We start from the raw sequence: 18,698 nt of genomic DNA, 5'->3' as shown, positions 1-18,698 counted from the left end.
TATTTTCACTTCAATTGATTCAAACGATCCACCAATCCGCTCACGCGAAGGGTAGGGGTACGTATCGCATGACCCAATACTGTATCACTGCAATATAATGTCAAACGCTGTCGTGCGCGGGTAATCGCGGTATAAACCAACTCTCGAGTTAACACTGGCATAAATGTATTGGGTAGAACTAATGCTGTATGCTCAAACTCCGACCCTTGAGATTTATGCACGGTCATAGCATAAGCAGTTTCATGGCTAGGAAGACGACTCGGCTGCACCGATTTGATATTACCGTCAGGTAATTGGAAATGTACCCGCAGCTCGCCTTCAGAATCAGGCAAAGCAATACCAATGTCACCGTTGAATAAACCGAGTGCACTGTCATTAAGCCCTATCATCACCGGCCTACCAACATACCAACGGCCCGATGGCCCTGGCGTTCGCTCTATTAACCGCTTGCGATGCAATAGTTGTTCGATCCGCTCATTTAAGCCACTGACACCAAATAGCCCTGTGCGTAATGCGCACAACAGTTGATAGCGGCCAAATGCAGCAAGTACATCTACCGCATGAGCACCTGCGGCTGCCAGTTCAAGATAGTGCTGATAACCAGCAACACAGTCCTCGAGCAATACCTGATAATCATCGGAATCTGTTAAAGAAAAGCGCTCGATATCCGAATATGTACCGTTAAAAACGGCTAACGCATCACGATATCTCCCGGCATTAACCGCTAAAGCAAGTTGCCCAATACCGGACTTTTCATCGAAACGGTAGCTTTTGCGCAGCAAACACAAGCTATCGCGGACATTGACGGTATCTGACTCCACTTCACCAATCGGGATATTTCCCACTAATGTGCATCCCGTTAAGCGAGCTAACTGTTTAGCTCTAGGCTCGCTGTAACCCAATTCAGCAAAGCGGCATATATCACCCAATACCGCACCCGCCTCTACCGAAGCCAATTGGTCACGGTCGCCGAGAAAAATCACCTGAGCTTTGGTGGGTAATGCTGCAATGAGCCGCGCCATCATGGGCAAATCCACCATTGATGCTTCATCGACCACCAGTACATCAAGGTTTAGCGGATTACCACGGTGATACCGTAAGCGCTGGCTGTTAGGTTGTACGCCCAATAAACGGTGCAACGTGGATGCTTGATCTGGGAATAACTTGCGCTCATCATCAGTCAGTGAGAGTTGGCGAATGGCGTTCCCCAGTGATTCAGTCAACCGAGCAGCAGCTTTACCGGTTGGAGCCGCAAGTTGGATACGTAAACGTTGCCCTTGACTCAGTTGTATCAGTGCCGTTAATAGCTTGGCTACCGTCGTCGTTTTCCCCGTTCCTGGGCCACCGGAAATCACGGAAATACGGCGGGTAGCCGCTACCGCAGCGGCCACTTTTTGCCAGTCAACCTCACTTTCTGCCGGCCCAAATAGGCGATCAAGCGTATCTCTTAATAATGTTTCGTTGACGTCTCTGGTTTCGTTACCATCGCTGCCTTCGTTGATAAGCGACGCCATATTGTCACTGGCAATAAAGCGCACTACATCACCTTCGTATTGCCACATCCGTTGTAAATACAAACGGTCATTTTGCAACACTAAAGGGGTGGGTTGTGAACCATCACTGACTGCCGGGGAGCTATTGAGTTTTTGTATCCAATGCTGTTGATCTGGCGCACCTACAGCCTGCCACAGTGCTTGTGATAGCGCTGGCTGTCGGCCACCAAACAGCTGATCTGGCTGCAAATAACTCAATGGTAGACACACGTGCCCAGCTCCAGCTTCAGCACTGAGAACAGCGGCTGCCAGTTGCAACATGGGATCATCATCACCGGCTATCATCCGCGAGAACTGAACATCCAGTGGCCGTAGTAAGTGGTCACGAACCGCTTGCTCCAGTAACATCATCATATTGATGTGCCCTCACCGGTTATCGCCATACCACTGTTGTCACTAATATACGATCCTACTTCACGACCACTGAATAAACCGTCCATTCTCTCAATAAGTTCTCGTTCAGGGCGGCAGCTAAAAATGCCGTTCCCAGGATGTTGTTTATCAGCACCACGTAGGAAGAGATAAATGACACCACCAAAGTCGCGCTGATAGTCATAATTAGCCAGCCGATGACGCAAATAGCGGTGTAATGCCAGAGTATAAAGCTGATATTGCAAGTCATAACGATGCTCAGCCATAGCTTCAGCCATAGCATCATGGGTATAGGCACTGCTGTCATCACCCAACCAGTTGGATTTATAATCCAGTAAGTAATATTTCCCCTGCCAGCAGAAAACCAGGTCAATAAACCCTTTCAGCATTCCTCTGACTTGTTGAAAATCTAACACCGGGCACTGGCGAGAGAGTGGATCATAGTGCTTGATTAAGGTATCTAGCTCACGGGCTTGCAATAACGTGTCTATCGGCAAATAAAATTGCAGCTCAGCTTGCTTGCTCTGTGGCGTCAATTGCGCCAATGTCACACCGGTTTCATTTAGAGGGGTTTGTACAATGTCATTTAGCCACTGATACAGCATCGGTGACCACTGTTCGCCAAAACCTTGTTGCCGTAATTGCTCTGCCAGCCAGTCTTGTTCAATTGGTTGGCTGAAATCCAAAGGCTCAAGTAAATCATGCAAGAAAGTGCCGGGGGCCGCACCTCGGGGGAAAGTATGAGGGGTTAACTGAGGCTCAGTTATTAATTCTTGCTCTCCAACAGCATCAGTATCCAACCGAGGTAATAACTCTTGTAACGGCACACTCAACGCCTGTAAAGCTCCGCTTTTGCTCGAACCATGCTGTTGTAGGCCCGAATAGCTGGTCACTCGCCAAAAATCGTGTATTTGGCGACTAAACTGACGAGCGGCAAGGGCTGGCAACTCATCCTGCTGTGGCTGCCAAGGTGTCTCATCCAGTTGTCCGGCTTTTGAAACAGAAATTTCTCCATCTGCTAGTGCCGCCAACTCTGCCAGTTTATCAGCAAGATATTGTGCATCTCCCGCCTGACTTTGTTGTACCAGATAGCCTAATGCGCTGAGATGCATATCACTTTCACCCTGTTTTTTTCGCCCCCCTTTAATCAGGGGAGCAATACCTATGCTGCAATGATAAACCGCACGGGTGAGTGCAACGTATAATAGCCGTAAGTCTTCAGCCAGACGTTCTTCCTCCGCCAAAGCCTGACTTTCTTCATCAGCATTCAGATCAAGTAATGCTTCAAGGCTGTGGCGATCATGGTAAAGCACATCTTGCTGCTGGCGGAAATTGCCCACAAAAGGTAACCAAACTAGCGGGTATTCCAATCCTTTGGATTTATGGATAGTAATGACTTGTACCAAATGGCGATCACTTTCCAAACGAAGTTGTTGGTTATCAGACTGATGATTCGGTTGTGCTATTTGTTGCGCCAGCCAACGGATAAGTGCGTGCTCACTATCAAGCTGTGATGCTGCTTCTTGCAATAATTCGCCCAGATGCAGCAAGTCGGTTAGCCGCCGTTCACCGCCCTGAGTTGCCAGCAGATTCTCAGCTAAATGGCGCTGAGCCATAATCTCCCGCAGCATCGGGAGCACTCCACGGCGCTGCCAGTGTTGGCGATAACCATCGAACTCATCAACCAAAGCATCCCAAGCCCGTTCATCGTGATTCAACTCATCCAACATTCGTGCATCCAACCCTAATATACCGGTCGCCATAGCACTGCGTAATGCCCGCTCCTGCTCGGGAGCCAAAACAGCCTGCAATAGCCACAGCAGATCTTTGGCCTCCGCAGTATCAAATACGCTGTCACGGTTGGAGAGATACACCGATGGGATTGCCAATGCACTCAGGGCATCGCGAACCAATGCCGCTTCAGACCGGCTACGCACCAATATGGTGATATCTGACGCCTGAACTGGCCTTGAACTTGTGGCTGTCACTAATTGTGCCAAACCTTTTTGCCCAGCAGTAAGCCAGTCTCGGATTTGGACGGCACATTGTCGTGCCATCAATTGTTGGTACTCACTAACCCCAACACCGTCCCCAGACTGCAACCAGAAAGACATAGCTGGCTGTTTTTTCCCTTTTATTTCAAATGATAATTGCTTATTTTTTTGCGCAGGTGCCACTTTTATAAAGGGAATTTGTTTAAACAAAAAAGGAACATCGACCAGACTAAAAAGCCGATTAACTGATTGCACCATTGGGAAGGATGAGCGCCAGTTAGTCTCTAATGTGTAGTGGGTACTTACTTCTGAGCGAGCGCGTATATAAGTAAAAATGTCGGCGCCACGGAAAGCATAAATAGCCTGTTTAGGGTCACCAATCAGTAATAGGCCACACTCCTCTTGCCCACCATAAAGTGTGTGAAAAATTCGGTATTGTTGCGGGTCGGTATCTTGAAACTCATCAATCATTGCTACGGGATAACGAGTGCGAATGGATTGAGCTAACAATTGTCCGCCAGGTTGCTGCAATGCCGCATCAAGTTTACTGAGCAGATCATCAAACCCCAGCTCTGCCCTCTGGCGTTTTTCTTGCTGCACAGAAGTTCGTATCTCGCTGATAGCCCGGGCTAAAATCAGATCTCTGAGTGTCAGAGGTTGTTCGAATATACGGTCTATAGCATGGAAAACATCATGCTGGGGAGCCTCACCCTTTTTGGTTTTTGCAAATAATACGGATTGGCGGAATTTCTCTAACTCTTTGGGCAACTGATAATCGCCGGTTTCTTGCTCAGCCCAGCTACCGACTTTTTCCAACCAGTTAGGTAAGTATCGAGCACTGTAGCTGCGTTTATCAACACCAGACCCACTAATCAGTGCCTCTAACTCTGGAGCAACTGCGCGCCATTGCGCCTTAACTGCATCAATTTGTACTACTATCTGCTGATGTCGACTGAGTATCGTTTCATCATCACCAGGCGCTTGTCGAAATTTTGGCGTTTCACCTTGTAAGTAAGCAGAAAGATCTTTAAGTAATGCCTCTGGCCCGCTCCACTCCTGACTAACCGCTCTGGCAATAGTTAACGGGAGCGGATAGCAATGACGCCGCCAGAAATCAGCGCAAGCTTGCTTGCGTAATGGCAGCTCATCTTGCACCAAGGTTTGTTCGAATAAGATGCCCGATTCAAAGGCATTGTTAGCCAGCATTCGCTGACAAAAGCCGTGAATAGTATAAATTGCCGCTTCATCCATCTGGCGCTCAGCTGCCAGTAATTGTGCTGCGGCCTCACTCAAATCAATGATTTCAGCTAACAAAGCCTGATGCATTGGATCATCACTGACTCCCCGTACGCAGGCGATACGCAACTCATGAATATTGTCACGAATTCGCCCTCTCAACTCCTCAGTTGCTGCTTCGGTAAAGGTCACAACCAGGATTTCCTCGACCATTAAGGGACGACGAAACGCCGCCTCCCCGCCTAAGCCAAGCAACAGTCTGAGATAAAGAACCCCGATAGTAAATGTCTTACCAGTACCCGCGGAAGCTTCAATTAGCCTCTCGCCATACAAGGGGAGCGTTAGCGGCTCCAGCCGCTGGGGAGTCATTGATGTCATGGAGCCAATACCTTCTGCGGCAATGTTGCTTGCAAGGCTGACGTTGATGGGTAGGTCGTCCATCCTTTAAGCACCGCATACCCGCCCTCGGTTTGCCCCTGGCCTTTAACCTGAGAAAGCAGTGCCAAACCTTGTGGTTTAATAACAGCTTGCTGGAAGAAATCTGCCAATACTGTGTTCGTCAGCAACTTCACCTGAGTAATCATTTTCTCACGGCTATCAAAGGCAAAATTATTGCGATTAAAATCATTGCTGTATCGGCTAGCTTCTTCATCCAGCGTTTGTGGGCGTTGCAGTAATTGGTTGATTAACGCTTGTTTATATTGTTCAAAATCAGCCGGTTTCATTTCTCGCAGCCGCTTCTCAGCTTGTGGGTAGAACGCAAGATAGCGCTGATAAAGATAATCAGGCTGCTTGCTATTACTTTGCAGTAAGAAACCTAAACCCCATTGACGTCCAACTGACATTGGGAAGGCAAATACTGCGTAGCCGAGTTGTTCTGCTGTGCGCAGTTGATCATAGAACCACGGCTGCACAATTTGCCCCAACAAAGCACTGTAAGCCATGCCCTCAATTTCGGTATAACCCGTCGGCACATAGACTGCGGCCAACGCAGCGTCAGAGCTGCTACCAAGCCGTTCCATATTGGCAAGCTGGGCTTTATCAACCACGATATCCTCACCAGTCCACCAGGTTTTTCCAGTCAAACTGAGTTGTTTTTTCAATGACTCGGCCAGAGATGTCACCTGCTCGGCAGTCATATTGCCTACCGCTAAGACTTCTACCGCAGACTGCTTGAGAAGGTCATCGCGATAAGTCACAACATCCTGCACGCTGATGCTGTCGAGCAATTTACGTCGCTCGCTGCGTTCTGAATAGGGAACATGAGACAGTAACTTCGCTGGCTGAATAGCCAATTCATAAGCCTTACCCTTCTCAGCGACTTCCAATTGCTCACGATACCAAGACTTAGCTTGTGCCAATCTCTCTTTTGTTGGCGTGAAACTGGAATAACCTTCAACCAAAGAAGTCAGCAACTGCGGCATCCGCTGAGTGAAGCCATTTGCACTGACATACAAGCCATTATTCGGTGCGGTTGAGAAGCTGATCCCACCGATTGAGGCCTGATAACTCAGCTCATCCAGTGACAGCCCAGCCAGATAGTCAGTCAAAGCAAAAAGAACCTGATGACGGGCGGTGTCCAGAGCATGCGGATTACGGAAAGCAACGGAGATATCGGCTTTCGGTTCGTCAGCAAAATACTGACTTGGCATATAGAATACCCGCAGCCCTGATTGTTCAGCTACTTTCTGTGGTCGGGTGATATTTTTATCAGCTTTGATTAAAGAGAAGTTATCCGGAATATAGGGGTTAAGTGCCGGTAAACTCAGCGTGATATCTTTCCCCAATTTCTGCCATTCTTGCATCTCTTGCGGGATGATTTTGTTGACCTGATAAGGAGCATCAACAAAATAAGCGACTTTGTTATGAGGTTCTTCTGGGCTGACAAACCAGATACGGGCATTTTCCGGTGTCATCTCAGCCAGTCGTGCAGCAATGGCTTTCGGATCATACTTATCAGCCAGATAAGGAGCATCAAGCACATGCTCGACAGGCACCCGCAGCATCATATCCACCAGCCACTCAATATAATCCATATCTCGCGTGATTGAGGGATAGCGGTAATCCAGATTTAACACATGGGCGATTTCATCAAAATAACTCTTTTTAATGCCATCTTTGTGCAGCATGTTGATGTAATCGAAAATGGCCGCTACTACGATATCTCGATTGGCCAGGCCCTTATCGGTAAGGGATACTGAAATGGAGAATACGCCGCCATTTCTGTCTACCATCGGGTCAGCACCTGCATTGATTGCATCAGCTAACCCTTGTTTTTGTAACCAGTCAGACAAAGTATCTTTACTGCGATTACCTATCAAATAACTGATATAGGTATCTGTTTTACTCCGAAATTCGGCACTATTGTTCTCAATGCGAAATTCGACTTTCAACTGTTTACGCGGTTGAGCCGGAACATAGTGAATAATAATACCGGTTTGGTCAGCGGTGACCGGAGGTACTGTAATCGGTGGTACTTTTGCATCCCGATTCGGAATTCGACCAAAAGTATCAGCGGCTAATTGTGCTAATTGCTCCAATGATTGATTGCTATACAGTACCCCCACCATCAGATTGGCCGAATAATAGCGATGATAGAAGCTCAGAAGCTCATCATGCAATTTACCATCTGGCTTGTCTTTAAGTGTGTCCAGATTGCCACCGGAGAAGCGTGCGCTGGGGTGAGCTGGATTAAGTGTTTCCGCATTCACCTGCGCCATGCGCATGCCATCGCGTGAGCGAGCCATCGTCAATTCTGCATTCACAGCATTGCGTTCACGGTCGGCATTAATTGGATCTAACAGCGGTTCTGCAATAGCATCAGCCAAGCGGTCAACCGCCGGGGCCAATGCATCATTTTCAATTTCAAGATAATAAGCAGTTCGATACGAAGCCGTACTCGCATTATGGCTCCCACCATGCTTTTTCAAGAATTCAGAGAAACTACCAGGCTCAGGAAAACGCTTAGAGCCCATCAGTAACATATGTTCTAAATAGTGGGCTAATCCCAGTTGGTTATTAGGATCTTCCAGTGATCCAACAGGCAATGCCAAAGCAGCTAAAGACTTAGGTGCTTGTTCATCAGAGACCAACAACACTGTCATACCATTAGGCAATTTTATTGCCTGATATTTACGCAGATCATGTTCACTTTTGTGAATAACTTCTGCCAGTGGTTGCCATGCAGGAGTGTCAGCCCAACTGAATGGGGCTAGCAAACCTAATAAGAAAAATATGCCAATGATGCGGGCAAACTGTTTATGCATTCCGTTTCTCCCCTAACCCCTTTAAAATTGCCGCTAAAACATATATCCGGCTTCTGGTATTCAATATGCACTAAAATCTGGTTTGGTCATGCATAACTATCACGCCTTATTATGGCGAGCTATTGGTAATAAATAACGTTCGGTTTCATTTAATATCGTGTCGAGATGTTGGTTATCCATCAGGCGAAATACCCTTTGTATATAGTTATCCTCGCCCTCTCCAGCAATCCGTTGGTCACCTTGCCAAACCTGTAAAAGTTTCATTCGGGCTTTGGTTTGTGTTTCTTCATCCCACAAAATTTGCCCCGAATCGCGATCAAAACACTGACTCAACCATGCCCAGCCGCTTTTACTCAATAGTAGTAAAGGTTCGCACATACCTTGTTGATAGCCACTGATTAACTGCTGTAAATATTGCCGTGCTTCATCGCAACCCAGTGGGGCATAACGCCATGCTGTTCCTTTACGCCCATACATGCGGCTTTCACCCTCACCGCCAGCCACGCAATACACCAAATGTTCAATCCACAATAAAAGACCATCGACCGCGGTCAGTGCCGCAGGGCGCCAGCGAACTAAGCCATCTTCCTGAATTTGATGCATCCATCCAGTCAGGGTGGTACCCCCAAACTCAATATTTAGCTCAATACTGTGGCTCTCTTTACGTTCAATACGAATTTGTTCAGCTAATGGCAGCATTTCTTGTTGCTGATTTTCCCAGTAAAGCTCGCCGAAAGAACCATAAGGAAGGTTGCCCGCCGCACGGGCACGGGTGAAGACAGTATTGATATCACTCTCTTCAATCAATGCATTCAATAGTTGAGTATTAAATTGATAACGGTTGAGGTTATCCAAAGTAAAGGGTTCTTCATCGGGTAACTCCGTTTCTTCAATAACGAAATTCACCCCCAACCGGAGTTGGAAAAATGCCCTCACAGGGTGGCGATAGAAGCGGATTAAGTCATCAAGAGTGATTTCAGGTAAGGGTTCTGGAGGCAGAGGCTGATTAAATTCTGGGTGCGCCGCTCCTCTGGACTCAGCAGAAGGTAACCATTCAGCGGCATAGCTTTGTAACTCACTATTTTGGTTAAAATTCTCTGCTGCAAACGGCATACGCGCATGCCAGCAGAGTAAATGTTGAATGACTCGTTTGGCACTGTCATCTGCACTGAGTTCTTCATCGCCTGGCAAGTGATAACTTTGTGAAATGTATTCAATCAACTCACTAACCAGAACTGAAGGATAGCGCTTACTGTTGTCTTGAATCGAGCGCCCGATATAACTGATATAGAGCTGCTGCTGGGCGGAGAGTAATGCTTCGAGGAACAGGTAGCGGTCGTCATCACGACGGCTACGGTCACCGCGCCGAACCTGTTTAGCCATCAAATCAAAACCTAATGGCGGTAGTGTTCGTGGATAAATACCGTCATTCATCCCCAATAAGCACACCACTTTAAACGGAATAGAACGCATCGGCATCAGCGTACAGAAATTGATTGGCCCCGCGAGGAAACGCTGGCTAATACGTTCATTGTCCAGACGTGAAGCCAGTTCATCCCGTAACAGATTCAGTGGCACGATATCCGGATATTGGGCAGCAATACCATAGCTGATAACCTTCTGCCATTGCTGCTCAATCAGAACCAGCACCGCTTCAGTATCATTATCGGGCTCAAAGAAGGTATCTAATAATTGACGACATAATGGTAGCCATTCACTGAGTGAGCGAGACTCGCTCAATTGCTGTCGCCACCGGCTCAATTGCATCAACATATCCGCTAATTGCCCAGCAAGCTCAGCCGCTAAACCGCTGGATTCGTCATAGGGCAAAACCCCTTGCCAGTCACCGGCATTGCTGTCCATAGCATAACCCAGCAGCATGCGGGTTAGGCCAAAATGCCAGGTATGCTGGCCGGTTGCGGGCAGAGATAACTCACGCACATTGTCATCATCTAATCCCCAGCGGATACCTGACTCGCCAACCCATTGCCGTAAACGGCGCAATCCATCTTCGCTAATACTAAATTTATTGGCTAAAACGGGCACTTCCAGTAGGGCTAATATCTGCTCAGAAGTAAAACGGCTCTGGGGCAAATCAAGTAGAGAGATAAAAGCCTGAAGTGCGGGATGTGCCTGGCTAGCCTTGCGGTCTGAAATCGCAAATGGCAAATAGCGATCTCCTGTGGCATTACCAAATGTGGCCTGAATATAGGGGGTATAGCTATCAATGTCGGCGACCATGACAATAATGTCACGCGGAGTCAGTTCAGGATCGGCCTCCAATAATCGCAGCAGATTATCTTGTAAGACTTCAACTTCGCGCTGAGGGCTGTGGCAGACGTGTATGCTTAGGGAACGATCCTTGAGATCTAATACTCGCTTTTGGTGGCTATGCGCCAATGTCTCTGGCGTAGTACCAATAATGGCGTGGTCTTCGAGCTCCAGCATATCGTGTTGAATACCATGTAATAGGTTATCGGGTTCGATATCAACAAAAGCATGCACCTCTTGGATCTCATCAATCTGAGATAACAGATACATGTGGTCACGACCAAGCCGCCCCCATGAGGCTAATAACGGATTACTCAGGTCTTGTTCACCATCAGCATTAAACAGTTGCTCCGCCTGCTCAGGCTCACGGAACAGTTTTACTTCCACCGACTCACGATAATGTCTGCGTTTACGGCTTTGCAGTTTGGCCAGAAAAGCATAATCCTGAATATCTCCCCAGAAATAACGGCACGGGTTAGTAAACATCAAATGGATATCGATGTGTTTACCCAGTGCCTGTAAGGCCTGTAAATAGATTGGGGGTAATGCGGATATACCACAGATGAATACTCGTTTGGGTAGCCCTACCGGACAAACATCTGATTCGAGAAGTGTGCGAATAAATCGCTGATAGAGATTGGCGCGGTGCCATTCCGGTTGTTCTAATTGGCAGGTATAGCGCGTTAATTCAACCCACAGTAAAGCTTGCCACTGCTGAGCATCATCTAAATTATCAATGAGTTGACCGCGTTCCCAACTCTCAAGCCATTCTGGGCGGTACACCAGATATTGGTCAAAAAGGTCAGCGACTCGTGCCGCAAGCTGGTGAATTTTACGTTTATCGCTATCATCACTTAAATAGCGTTTCATCGCAGAAAATACCGGATTCTCCAATAGGTCAGGCAATAACCACATGAGTTTCCATGTCATGGCATCTTTGCTAAATGCGCTTTCTTTTGGGATGCCGGGTAACACACGGGTAAACATTTCCCAGATAAAGGTCGCAGGCAATGGAAACTCAATATTAGCCGCAATGCTAAATTGTTGAGCCAATTGCATTTGTAGCCATTGGGCCATACCTGGGCTTTGCACCAGTACCACTTCTTGCTGAAAAGGGTTATCCAACGGTTCTCGCTCTATCAGCGCAGTCGTCAGCGCTTTGAGTAAATCCAATTGATTAGAATGATAAACCGTGAACATGATGACTCCCTTAAGGCACTGTGGAAGATATCCATAAATGATTAAACCAGCTGATTATCACTTGTGGATAAATCCTGAGGTTTAATACTCTAACTTGATAATGAATGAGCGCAATAGGTTATCGTCATTATCCTATTTATAGCTATACCCAAAATAATTCGAGTGCGGGAAGGCGGCAATTGCATGAATCCCGATGAGCATACTCAGGTAAGTGATTCGGGTGAACGAGAGCAGTCAACGCACATGCAGCTTGAAGTATGACGTGTATATACGGCTAACTCCCCTTACTCGTATGACAAAACCAACGACTTAATTCTGCCTGTTGCTTCGGTTGTATTCTCAGGATAAATGTAAACTCCGTGCACTCCCCATCAATTCGCTTTATAAACTGATGATATTGCCAGTGAGGTTTGAGTCCGGAGATACGTGCCTTAGCCGGCTTGTCGCCACCGCTGTCAATATGTTGGTTAAGCAAAGACCACACTTGACGTTGCTGCCATAAAGAAGAAAAACCCTGTAAAAGTGCCTGATGATATTGCAGCAATCCCAGCAGCGAGACTGAGAAAAAAAGTGCTGCGATTAAGGCCTCAGGCAGGCTAAACCCCTGTTGGGTATGATTTTTAGCATACCGTCGCCAGATACTATATTTTACTAAAGGCAAAATTTAGCATCCTTGTCCGGGCAAAAATCCAGCCAACCATGAGCAGCTTTCACCAATCTATACTGTCCTTTATTTACTTGTTCTGTATTCAGTTTAGTTCGTTGGTAAAGCATCAAAGACGGCTGAGCTCCGAAAGATTGGCTCTCTCCCCTAAGAATAAAAAAACCAGCCAGCGAGGATGGTCTAATGCAGGCTTTTAAGCCATATTGTGGCTGCTCATGACAATGCCATATTTCCCTCCTCTGCCACGGCAAGCTGAATGACCAATTCTGGGTTACGCCCCAATTCAATGAGGATGTCGCCTGATTAAAAGCACGCAATTGGCGCTGTTCCTCCGCAGTAATTTTATGAATATTATCCAATTGTCGATGTAAGGCTGACAGCCAAAATAAACCAAGCGTAAAAATAGTAGCGATGGCAGCCAAAGTACTCGCCCCCCGCTGTTGCTCCAGGCTCATAAATTATCCCCACGAATGGTATAAGTCAGTTGACGATGTATTGCTGGATTACCTCTTTTTTGTCCCGCTAATTGCACGCGATAAACCTGATCGGAGGTTTGCAGTGACAATCGGCTAACAGAAAAATGCGTTATAGTGATTTCTTTCGGATCAAGCAGCTTTTCCCAACCACCGCCAAAACAGTTCAATTCTCCGCGTTGGCCTTCTAATGTTTTTTTACGTAGGCGATAACCAAAGTATTCGGACTCCTGATGTTTTGCCCCTTCCCACCGACCATTAAGGTTGAGGTCATAAGCAACAATCAGGCAAGAGTTTGCTGCCTCCCCTTGATATTGTTGGATGGTAATTGCCTCTCCCTGACACTCGCCGTGACAAAATCCCGCCCGCCGAAGATCCTTTTCCAATACCGCCATAACCTGGCTGAGAGCTAACTCCAGATGATAATGTTGCTGCAATATTGATATTTGCTTGTGTAGTTGGGGAAAAACTTGTGTGGCGGCCATAATAATCATGCTACCAACACTCAGTGCCAGCATCATTTCTGGCAGGGTGAAGCCAGCCCTGTATTTCTGTGAAAAGTGACTTGGTACGGAGACATCCAGCCTCTTTGCTATTTCTGGCATAAATGAATCCCTCCTATTGATTGCTCCTCACTACATAGCCGAATCCTCCCACGGCTAGAGATAATTAACCGGATACGCCCGGCCGGGTTACTGAGCATAATATTTCCTGCCTGCGCCGTATTTCTTATGCCATAAAAACCGATTTCTTTATTTAAAGAAATCGTAATAAAAACATCAGAATAAGGTGGAATAAATATTTCCCCCTTTAATAGAGAACAGGCTATTGTTGGCTTATCACTACTGCCTAAACACCCCTGTTCGTCTTGCCGTATCCACAATAATGTTGTGCTATTGCTGCGATTAGCTTTGGCCTGTAAATGTGTTAAAAAAGCAAGTAACTGGCGAGCACTGTCCGCGAGCCTCTCCCTTTGCCGGTAATGGTGCCAACTCTGTGCCCCCCATACCGTCATAATACCAGCCAAGGCAATGACTAATAACAGCTCAATAAGGCTAATACCTTTTTGTTTTTTAATAAAATTCCCGCTGACTAAACGCAGTTTATGAAGTCGTAGATTGGTTTTCATGGCGTGAGTTTACGCCGTGAAAAATGGAGATCCAGTAGCAGTTAATTAAGGCTGGAAGTGGTACGCAAAATTTTATTTATAGCAACAGAAAAACCAATAGAGGTGCGACACGCCGCGCAATTTATTGCCAATAGACGTAGCAGATAAAATGAAAGGAATGGCTATTAAAGGAGGTTCTTCAGTCTAAGAAATAGTGGGTATGAACCCTAAATAATTCAAGTAGCAGGAAAGCGGCAAGCTAGATAAAAATCACTCGGGAACTAATTTGAACAGCAGTTATGCTGCCCACAGGGTGCACCTCAGAGATGAGGCTTATGTATCCCGATGAGCTTATACAAGTAAGTGGTTCGCTGCCGGTAGTAGATTTGAACGCAGTTAGTAGAGGCGAGGCCTATCGATGGGGCGAGTAACGAACGTATCCAACGCACATGCAACTTACAGTATGACGGGTATAAACCGGAGCCAAATGGCTCCGGTTTAACATCAAATAGCAATCGGGGCTTTGATTCCTGGGTGAGGGTCATATCCTTCAATTTCAAAATCTTCGAAACGATAGTCAAATAATGAAGCAGGTTTACGTTTGATAATCAGTTTCGGCAGCGCCCGTGGTTCACGGCTTAATTGCAGATGAGTTTGCTCAATATGGTTGCTGTATAAATGCGTATCGCCCCCAGTCCAAACAAAATCACCCACTGCCAAATCACATTGCTGCGCCATCATATGTACCAGTAATGCGTAGCTGGCAATGTTAAATGGTAAGCCGAGGAACACATCGCAAGAGCGTTGATATAGCTGACAAGATAGCTTGCCATCAGCAACATAAAACTGGAAGAAAGCATGGCACGGTGCCAAAGCCATTTGATCCAACTCACCCACATTCCATGCAGAAACGATGATACGACGGGAGTTTGGGTCTTGCTTAAGCTGTTGCACTACCTTACTCAGTTGGTCAATTTGGCGGCCATCAGCCGCGCCCCAAGCGCGCCACTGCTTACCATAAACCGGGCCAAGATCACCGTTTTTATCTGCCCACTCATCCCAGATTGAGACGTTATTTTCCTTCAGATAACCAATATTGGTATCGCCGTTGAGGAACCATAACAACTCATGAATGATGGAACGCAAATGGCAGCGCTTGGTGGTTACCAGCGGGAAACCATCTTGTAAATTGAAACGCATCTGATGCCCAAAAATCGACAGCGTCCCAGTACCGGTGCGGTCATCTTTAGCAGTGCCTTCTTCCAGCACTTTTTTCATCAAATCCAGATACTGTTTCATGTTACCTCACGAAAGTTGTTGCGCAGGACGGCGATACGCCCAAATCATCATAATAATACCGGCCAGAATCATAGGTACAGAGAGGATCTGCCCCATGCTGATCACGCCGTCGAACAAGCCAAGCTGGGCATCAGGCTGGCGGAAACACTCCACAATAATCCGGAACGCACCATAACCAATCAGGAACAGGCCTGAAACACTGCCCATAGGGCGCGGCTTGCGGATAAACAGGTTCAGGATGATAAACAGCACCACCCCTTCCAGAATCATTTCATATAGTTGCGAAGGATGACGTGGCAATACTCCGTATTGATTGAAGATTGCCTGCCACTTAGCAGGGTCGGCGGCAACAATCGCAATATCTTCGCCCCGAGAGGTCGGAAACAGCATTGCCCATGGAGTATCCGTTGTGACCCGGCCCCACAGTTCGCCATTGATAAAGTTACCCAGACGGCCAGCACCTAAGCCAAATGGGATAAGGGGGGCAATAAAATCAGCAACCTGAAAGAAATGGCGCTTGGTGCGGCGTGCAAACCACAGCATCACACAGATAACACCAATCAAACCGCCGTGGAATGACATGCCACCATCCCACACCTTAAACAGGTACAGGGGATTATCGAGGAACAGCGGCAGGTTATAGAACAGAACATAACCAACACGACCACCGACAAACACCCCGAGGAACCCGGCGTAAAGGAGATTTTCGACTTCTTCTTTGGTCCAGCCACTGCCCGGCTTATTGGCCCGACGAACCGCCAGCCACATAGCGAAGACAAAGCCCACCAAATACATCAGGCCATACCAATGCAGAGAAACTGGGCCAATGGAGAAAATGACCGGATCGAATTTAGGAAACGCCAGATAGCTATTGCTCATCTATCACCACGGAATGTCTCATATTTTGAGAAAATTAATGTTCTTGCCCGGTTAGGGCTACAGGTTGCGCATAATAGCATAGCCTGGGGGCACTCAGGGGAGCTGTAGTAGGTAAAGTTCTGTAACATTACTTTCCACCGCGAATCAAGCCACCTAACCCTCTACGCTCCATAAATGCCGCCGTGAGATGGCGTACATCCGTGGTCATTTGGGCGTTTAATACCCGCTCAGCCAAGGCTTGAGCATCCACTAAGTCGATATTGCGCAGCAGATATTTAATGCGCGCCACACTGCGGCCATTCATACTGAGGTTGCGATAACCCAGCCCGACCAGCAGTAAAGCCCCCATCGGGTCACCCGCCATCTCACCACATAAACTCACTTGCAGGCCAGACTGTGTCGCCTGAGCTAAAATGTGGCTCAGCACTTGTAGCATCGCCGGATGTAAACTGTCATACAGTGAAGCAACTCGGGTGTTATTACGGTCTACCGCCAGTAAATATTGCGTCAGATCGTTGGTGCCGACTGAGATAGAATCGACTCGCGATTTCAGATACGGCAGCATAAATATCATCGCTGGCACTTCAACCATCACACCCAATTTGGGCTGTGGCAATTCATACCCCAGAACTTCCTGGACTTCACGGCCAGCACGATCAATCAGACGTTTTGCCTCATCGACCTCTTCCAAACTGGTGATCATCGGCAATAAAATACCCAGATTACCGGTTCCGGCATTGGCCCTCAGCATCGCTCTGACCTGGATCAAAAAGATCTCCGGCTGATCCAGCGTGACACGGATACCGCGCCAGCCCAAGCAGGGGTTCTCTTCACTGATTGGCATATAAGGAAGCTGTTTATCCGCACCGATGTCCAATGTTCTGAGTGTGACCGGTTTGTTTGGGTAAAGCTGTAACATGCCTTGATACTGTGCCACCTGCTCTTCCTCTGAGGGAAAGCCACTTTGCAGCATAAAGGGAATCTCGGTGCGATAGAGGCCTACGCCATCCACTCGCCCACCCAGCAGTTGTTCATGTTCCGGGCTAAGGCCCGCATTGAGCATCACCTGGATCCGCTCACCACTTTTCAGCGCGGCGGGTTGCTCAACATCATCTTCAGCCAGCTTACTAAGTTCAATCTCTTCCGTGACCAGCCGTTGATACTCTTTGACCAGTACCGGCTCGGGATCAACCAGTACCTCGCCGCGATAACCATCAACAATCAGTAACCGCTGGTTCAGCAACGCAGGTTGAATATCTGCGCCCATTACCGTCGGGATCCCCATGGCGCGCACCAGAATAGCAGCATGGGAGTTAGCTGCACCATCCCGCACCACCACACCAGCGAGGCGATCTTGTGGTACTTCAGCCAATAATGTGGCGGTTAGCTCATCGGCAACCAGAATAAAACGCTCAGGCCACTGGCTGGCACCAGAAGTGCTGTCGTCGAGATGAAACAGCAAGCGCTGACCCAATGCCCGCAAATCACTGGCGCGTTCGCGCATGTAAGTATCTTGCAAGCTGGCAAACTGCGCGGCAAATTGTTCGACGACTTGCTTAACCGCCCATTCCGCCACTGATCCGGCATCAATTTGAGCGAAAAGTTCGCGCTTTAGGCGAGCATCATTGAGCAAGTGGGAATAGAGATCGAAAATCGCCGCGCTCTCTTTTTGTGAGCTGGCGGCGAAGCGCTTACTGAAGCGACGGAATTCGGCTGCGGCCTCTTCAAGCGCTTGTGTCAGACGTTCACGCTCTTGGGCAGTATCGAGTGTCGAGGCCTCGTAAACCAAATCGAGGGAAGGCTGCGAAGTATCCTGCCAGCCCTCCGCAACCGCGACCCCAGGTGCCGCAGCGAGTGCACGGATCCGAGTTTGTCGGTATTGGCCAAAAATAGCATTGAGTTGAGATTGAGAAAGAATACCCGCCAGTTGTGTTGCCAGCGTGACCATGAACGACTCTTCGCTCTCATCAAACTGACGATGTTCACGTTGCTGAACCACCAGCACACCAAGTAATTGGCGGCGATAAATAATAGGCACCCCGAGAAACGCCCGGAAGCGATCCTCTTTAACTTGGGGAACATATTTAAAACTGGGGTGACTTTGTGCATCAGCCAGGTTAATGGGCTCGGCCAAGCGCCCTACCAACCCGACAATTCCTTCGTCAAAGGCCAGCGTAATGGTGCGACCACGGGGCTTTTTCAAACCCCGTGTTGCCATTAGGTAGTAACAACGGCGGTCATTATCTGCCAGATAAATCGAGCAAACTTCCGTGTCCATCGCCAGACAGGTTTCATTGACCAACAGCTCTAACGCATCCGTTAGGCTAGTTGCCATCGCCACTTTCTCAACTATTTCTCGCAAACGCGTGAGCATGATCGGCTT

Annotated in this window: 11 protein-coding genes; all 11 read right to left on the bottom strand. The window is 47.8% G+C overall.

Going from position 1 to position 18,698, the window contains the following annotated elements; genetic code table 11:
• Positions 1-5: 5 nt before the first annotated feature.
• The 11 genes from recD to ptsP all read right to left on the bottom strand — a co-directional run bounded on the left by recD (position 6) and on the right by ptsP (position 18,689).
• Entirely contained in the window at positions 6-1,907 is a 1,902-nt protein-coding gene (recD, locus tag ACF3VQ_RS04340; RefSeq protein ID WP_392433552.1) for an exodeoxyribonuclease V subunit alpha, read from the bottom strand.
• Positions 1,904-5,533, bottom strand: a complete 3,630-nt coding sequence (recB, locus tag ACF3VQ_RS04335; RefSeq protein WP_392435442.1) for an exodeoxyribonuclease V subunit beta — start codon at positions 5,531-5,533, stop codon at positions 1,904-1,906. The genes recD and recB overlap by 4 nt, the downstream gene beginning before the upstream one ends.
• Positions 5,530-8,421, bottom strand: a complete 2,892-nt coding sequence (gene ptrA / locus ACF3VQ_RS04330; protein ID WP_392433551.1) for a pitrilysin — start codon at positions 8,419-8,421, stop codon at positions 5,530-5,532. The genes recB and ptrA overlap by 4 nt, the downstream gene beginning before the upstream one ends.
• A gap of 99 nt (positions 8,422-8,520) precedes the next feature.
• Positions 8,521-11,892: an exodeoxyribonuclease V subunit gamma gene (gene recC / locus ACF3VQ_RS04325; protein WP_392433550.1), complete on the bottom strand. Its 3,372-nt coding sequence runs from the start codon at positions 11,890-11,892 to the stop codon at positions 8,521-8,523.
• A 274-nt stretch (positions 11,893-12,166) separates the two neighbouring features.
• Entirely contained in the window at positions 12,167-12,553 is a 387-nt protein-coding gene (locus ACF3VQ_RS04320; protein ID WP_392433549.1) for a prepilin-type N-terminal cleavage/methylation domain-containing protein, read from the bottom strand.
• On the bottom strand, positions 12,544-13,011 hold the full coding sequence (locus tag ACF3VQ_RS04315; protein WP_392433548.1) for a YgdB family protein: 468 nt from the start codon (positions 13,009-13,011) through the stop codon (positions 12,544-12,546). The genes ACF3VQ_RS04320 and ACF3VQ_RS04315 overlap by 10 nt, the downstream gene beginning before the upstream one ends.
• A complete protein-coding gene (locus tag ACF3VQ_RS04310; RefSeq protein WP_392433547.1) occupies positions 13,008-13,634 on the bottom strand; it encodes a prepilin peptidase-dependent protein in 627 nt (208 codons plus the stop codon). The genes ACF3VQ_RS04315 and ACF3VQ_RS04310 overlap by 4 nt, the downstream gene beginning before the upstream one ends.
• Positions 13,622-14,158: a prepilin peptidase-dependent protein gene (locus ACF3VQ_RS04305; RefSeq protein ID WP_392433546.1), complete on the bottom strand. Its 537-nt coding sequence runs from the start codon at positions 14,156-14,158 to the stop codon at positions 13,622-13,624. Before ACF3VQ_RS04305 ends, ACF3VQ_RS04310 begins: the two co-directional genes overlap by 13 nt.
• A 483-nt stretch (positions 14,159-14,641) precedes the next feature.
• The gene (gene thyA / locus ACF3VQ_RS04300) at positions 14,642-15,436 is read right to left on the bottom strand and encodes a thymidylate synthase (RefSeq protein WP_392433545.1); all 795 of its coding nucleotides are present in this window, start codon (positions 15,434-15,436) and stop codon (positions 14,642-14,644) included.
• A 6-nt stretch (positions 15,437-15,442) separates the two neighbouring features.
• Entirely contained in the window at positions 15,443-16,315 is an 873-nt protein-coding gene (lgt, locus tag ACF3VQ_RS04295; RefSeq protein ID WP_011816984.1) for a prolipoprotein diacylglyceryl transferase, read from the bottom strand.
• A 127-nt stretch (positions 16,316-16,442) separates the two neighbouring features.
• A complete protein-coding gene (ptsP, locus tag ACF3VQ_RS04290; RefSeq protein WP_392433544.1) occupies positions 16,443-18,689 on the bottom strand; it encodes a phosphoenolpyruvate--protein phosphotransferase in 2,247 nt (748 codons plus the stop codon).
• Positions 18,690-18,698: the final 9 nt, after the last annotated feature.

The sequence above is a fragment of the Yersinia fenwicki genome (assembly GCF_043099325.1).
In the GTDB taxonomy this organism is placed as follows: domain Bacteria; phylum Pseudomonadota; class Gammaproteobacteria; order Enterobacterales; family Enterobacteriaceae; genus Yersinia.
This window is presented reverse-complemented; position numbering and strand designations above follow the sequence as displayed.

Coding starts and splice junctions, on each gene's coding strand:
- ACF3VQ_RS04310 (WP_392433547.1), bottom strand. CDS start 13,634: ATGCCAGAAATAGCAAAGAGGCTGGATGTCTCCGTACCAAGTCACTTT.
- ptsP (WP_392433544.1), bottom strand. CDS start 18,689: ATGCTCACGCGTTTGCGAGAAATAGTTGAGAAAGTGGCGATGGCAACT.
- recD (WP_392433552.1), bottom strand. CDS start 1,907: ATGATGATGTTACTGGAGCAAGCGGTTCGTGACCACTTACTACGGCCA.
- ptrA (WP_392433551.1), bottom strand. CDS start 8,421: ATGCATAAACAGTTTGCCCGCATCATTGGCATATTTTTCTTATTAGGT.
- thyA (WP_392433545.1), bottom strand. CDS start 15,436: ATGAAACAGTATCTGGATTTGATGAAAAAAGTGCTGGAAGAAGGCACT.
- ACF3VQ_RS04305 (WP_392433546.1), bottom strand. CDS start 14,158: ATGAAAACCAATCTACGACTTCATAAACTGCGTTTAGTCAGCGGGAAT.
- ACF3VQ_RS04315 (WP_392433548.1), bottom strand. CDS start 13,011: ATGAGCCTGGAGCAACAGCGGGGGGCGAGTACTTTGGCTGCCATCGCT.
- recB (WP_392435442.1), bottom strand. CDS start 5,533: ATGACATCAATGACTCCCCAGCGGCTGGAGCCGCTAACGCTCCCCTTG.
- lgt (WP_011816984.1), bottom strand. CDS start 16,315: ATGAGCAATAGCTATCTGGCGTTTCCTAAATTCGATCCGGTCATTTTC.
- recC (WP_392433550.1), bottom strand. CDS start 11,892: ATGTTCACGGTTTATCATTCTAATCAATTGGATTTACTCAAAGCGCTG.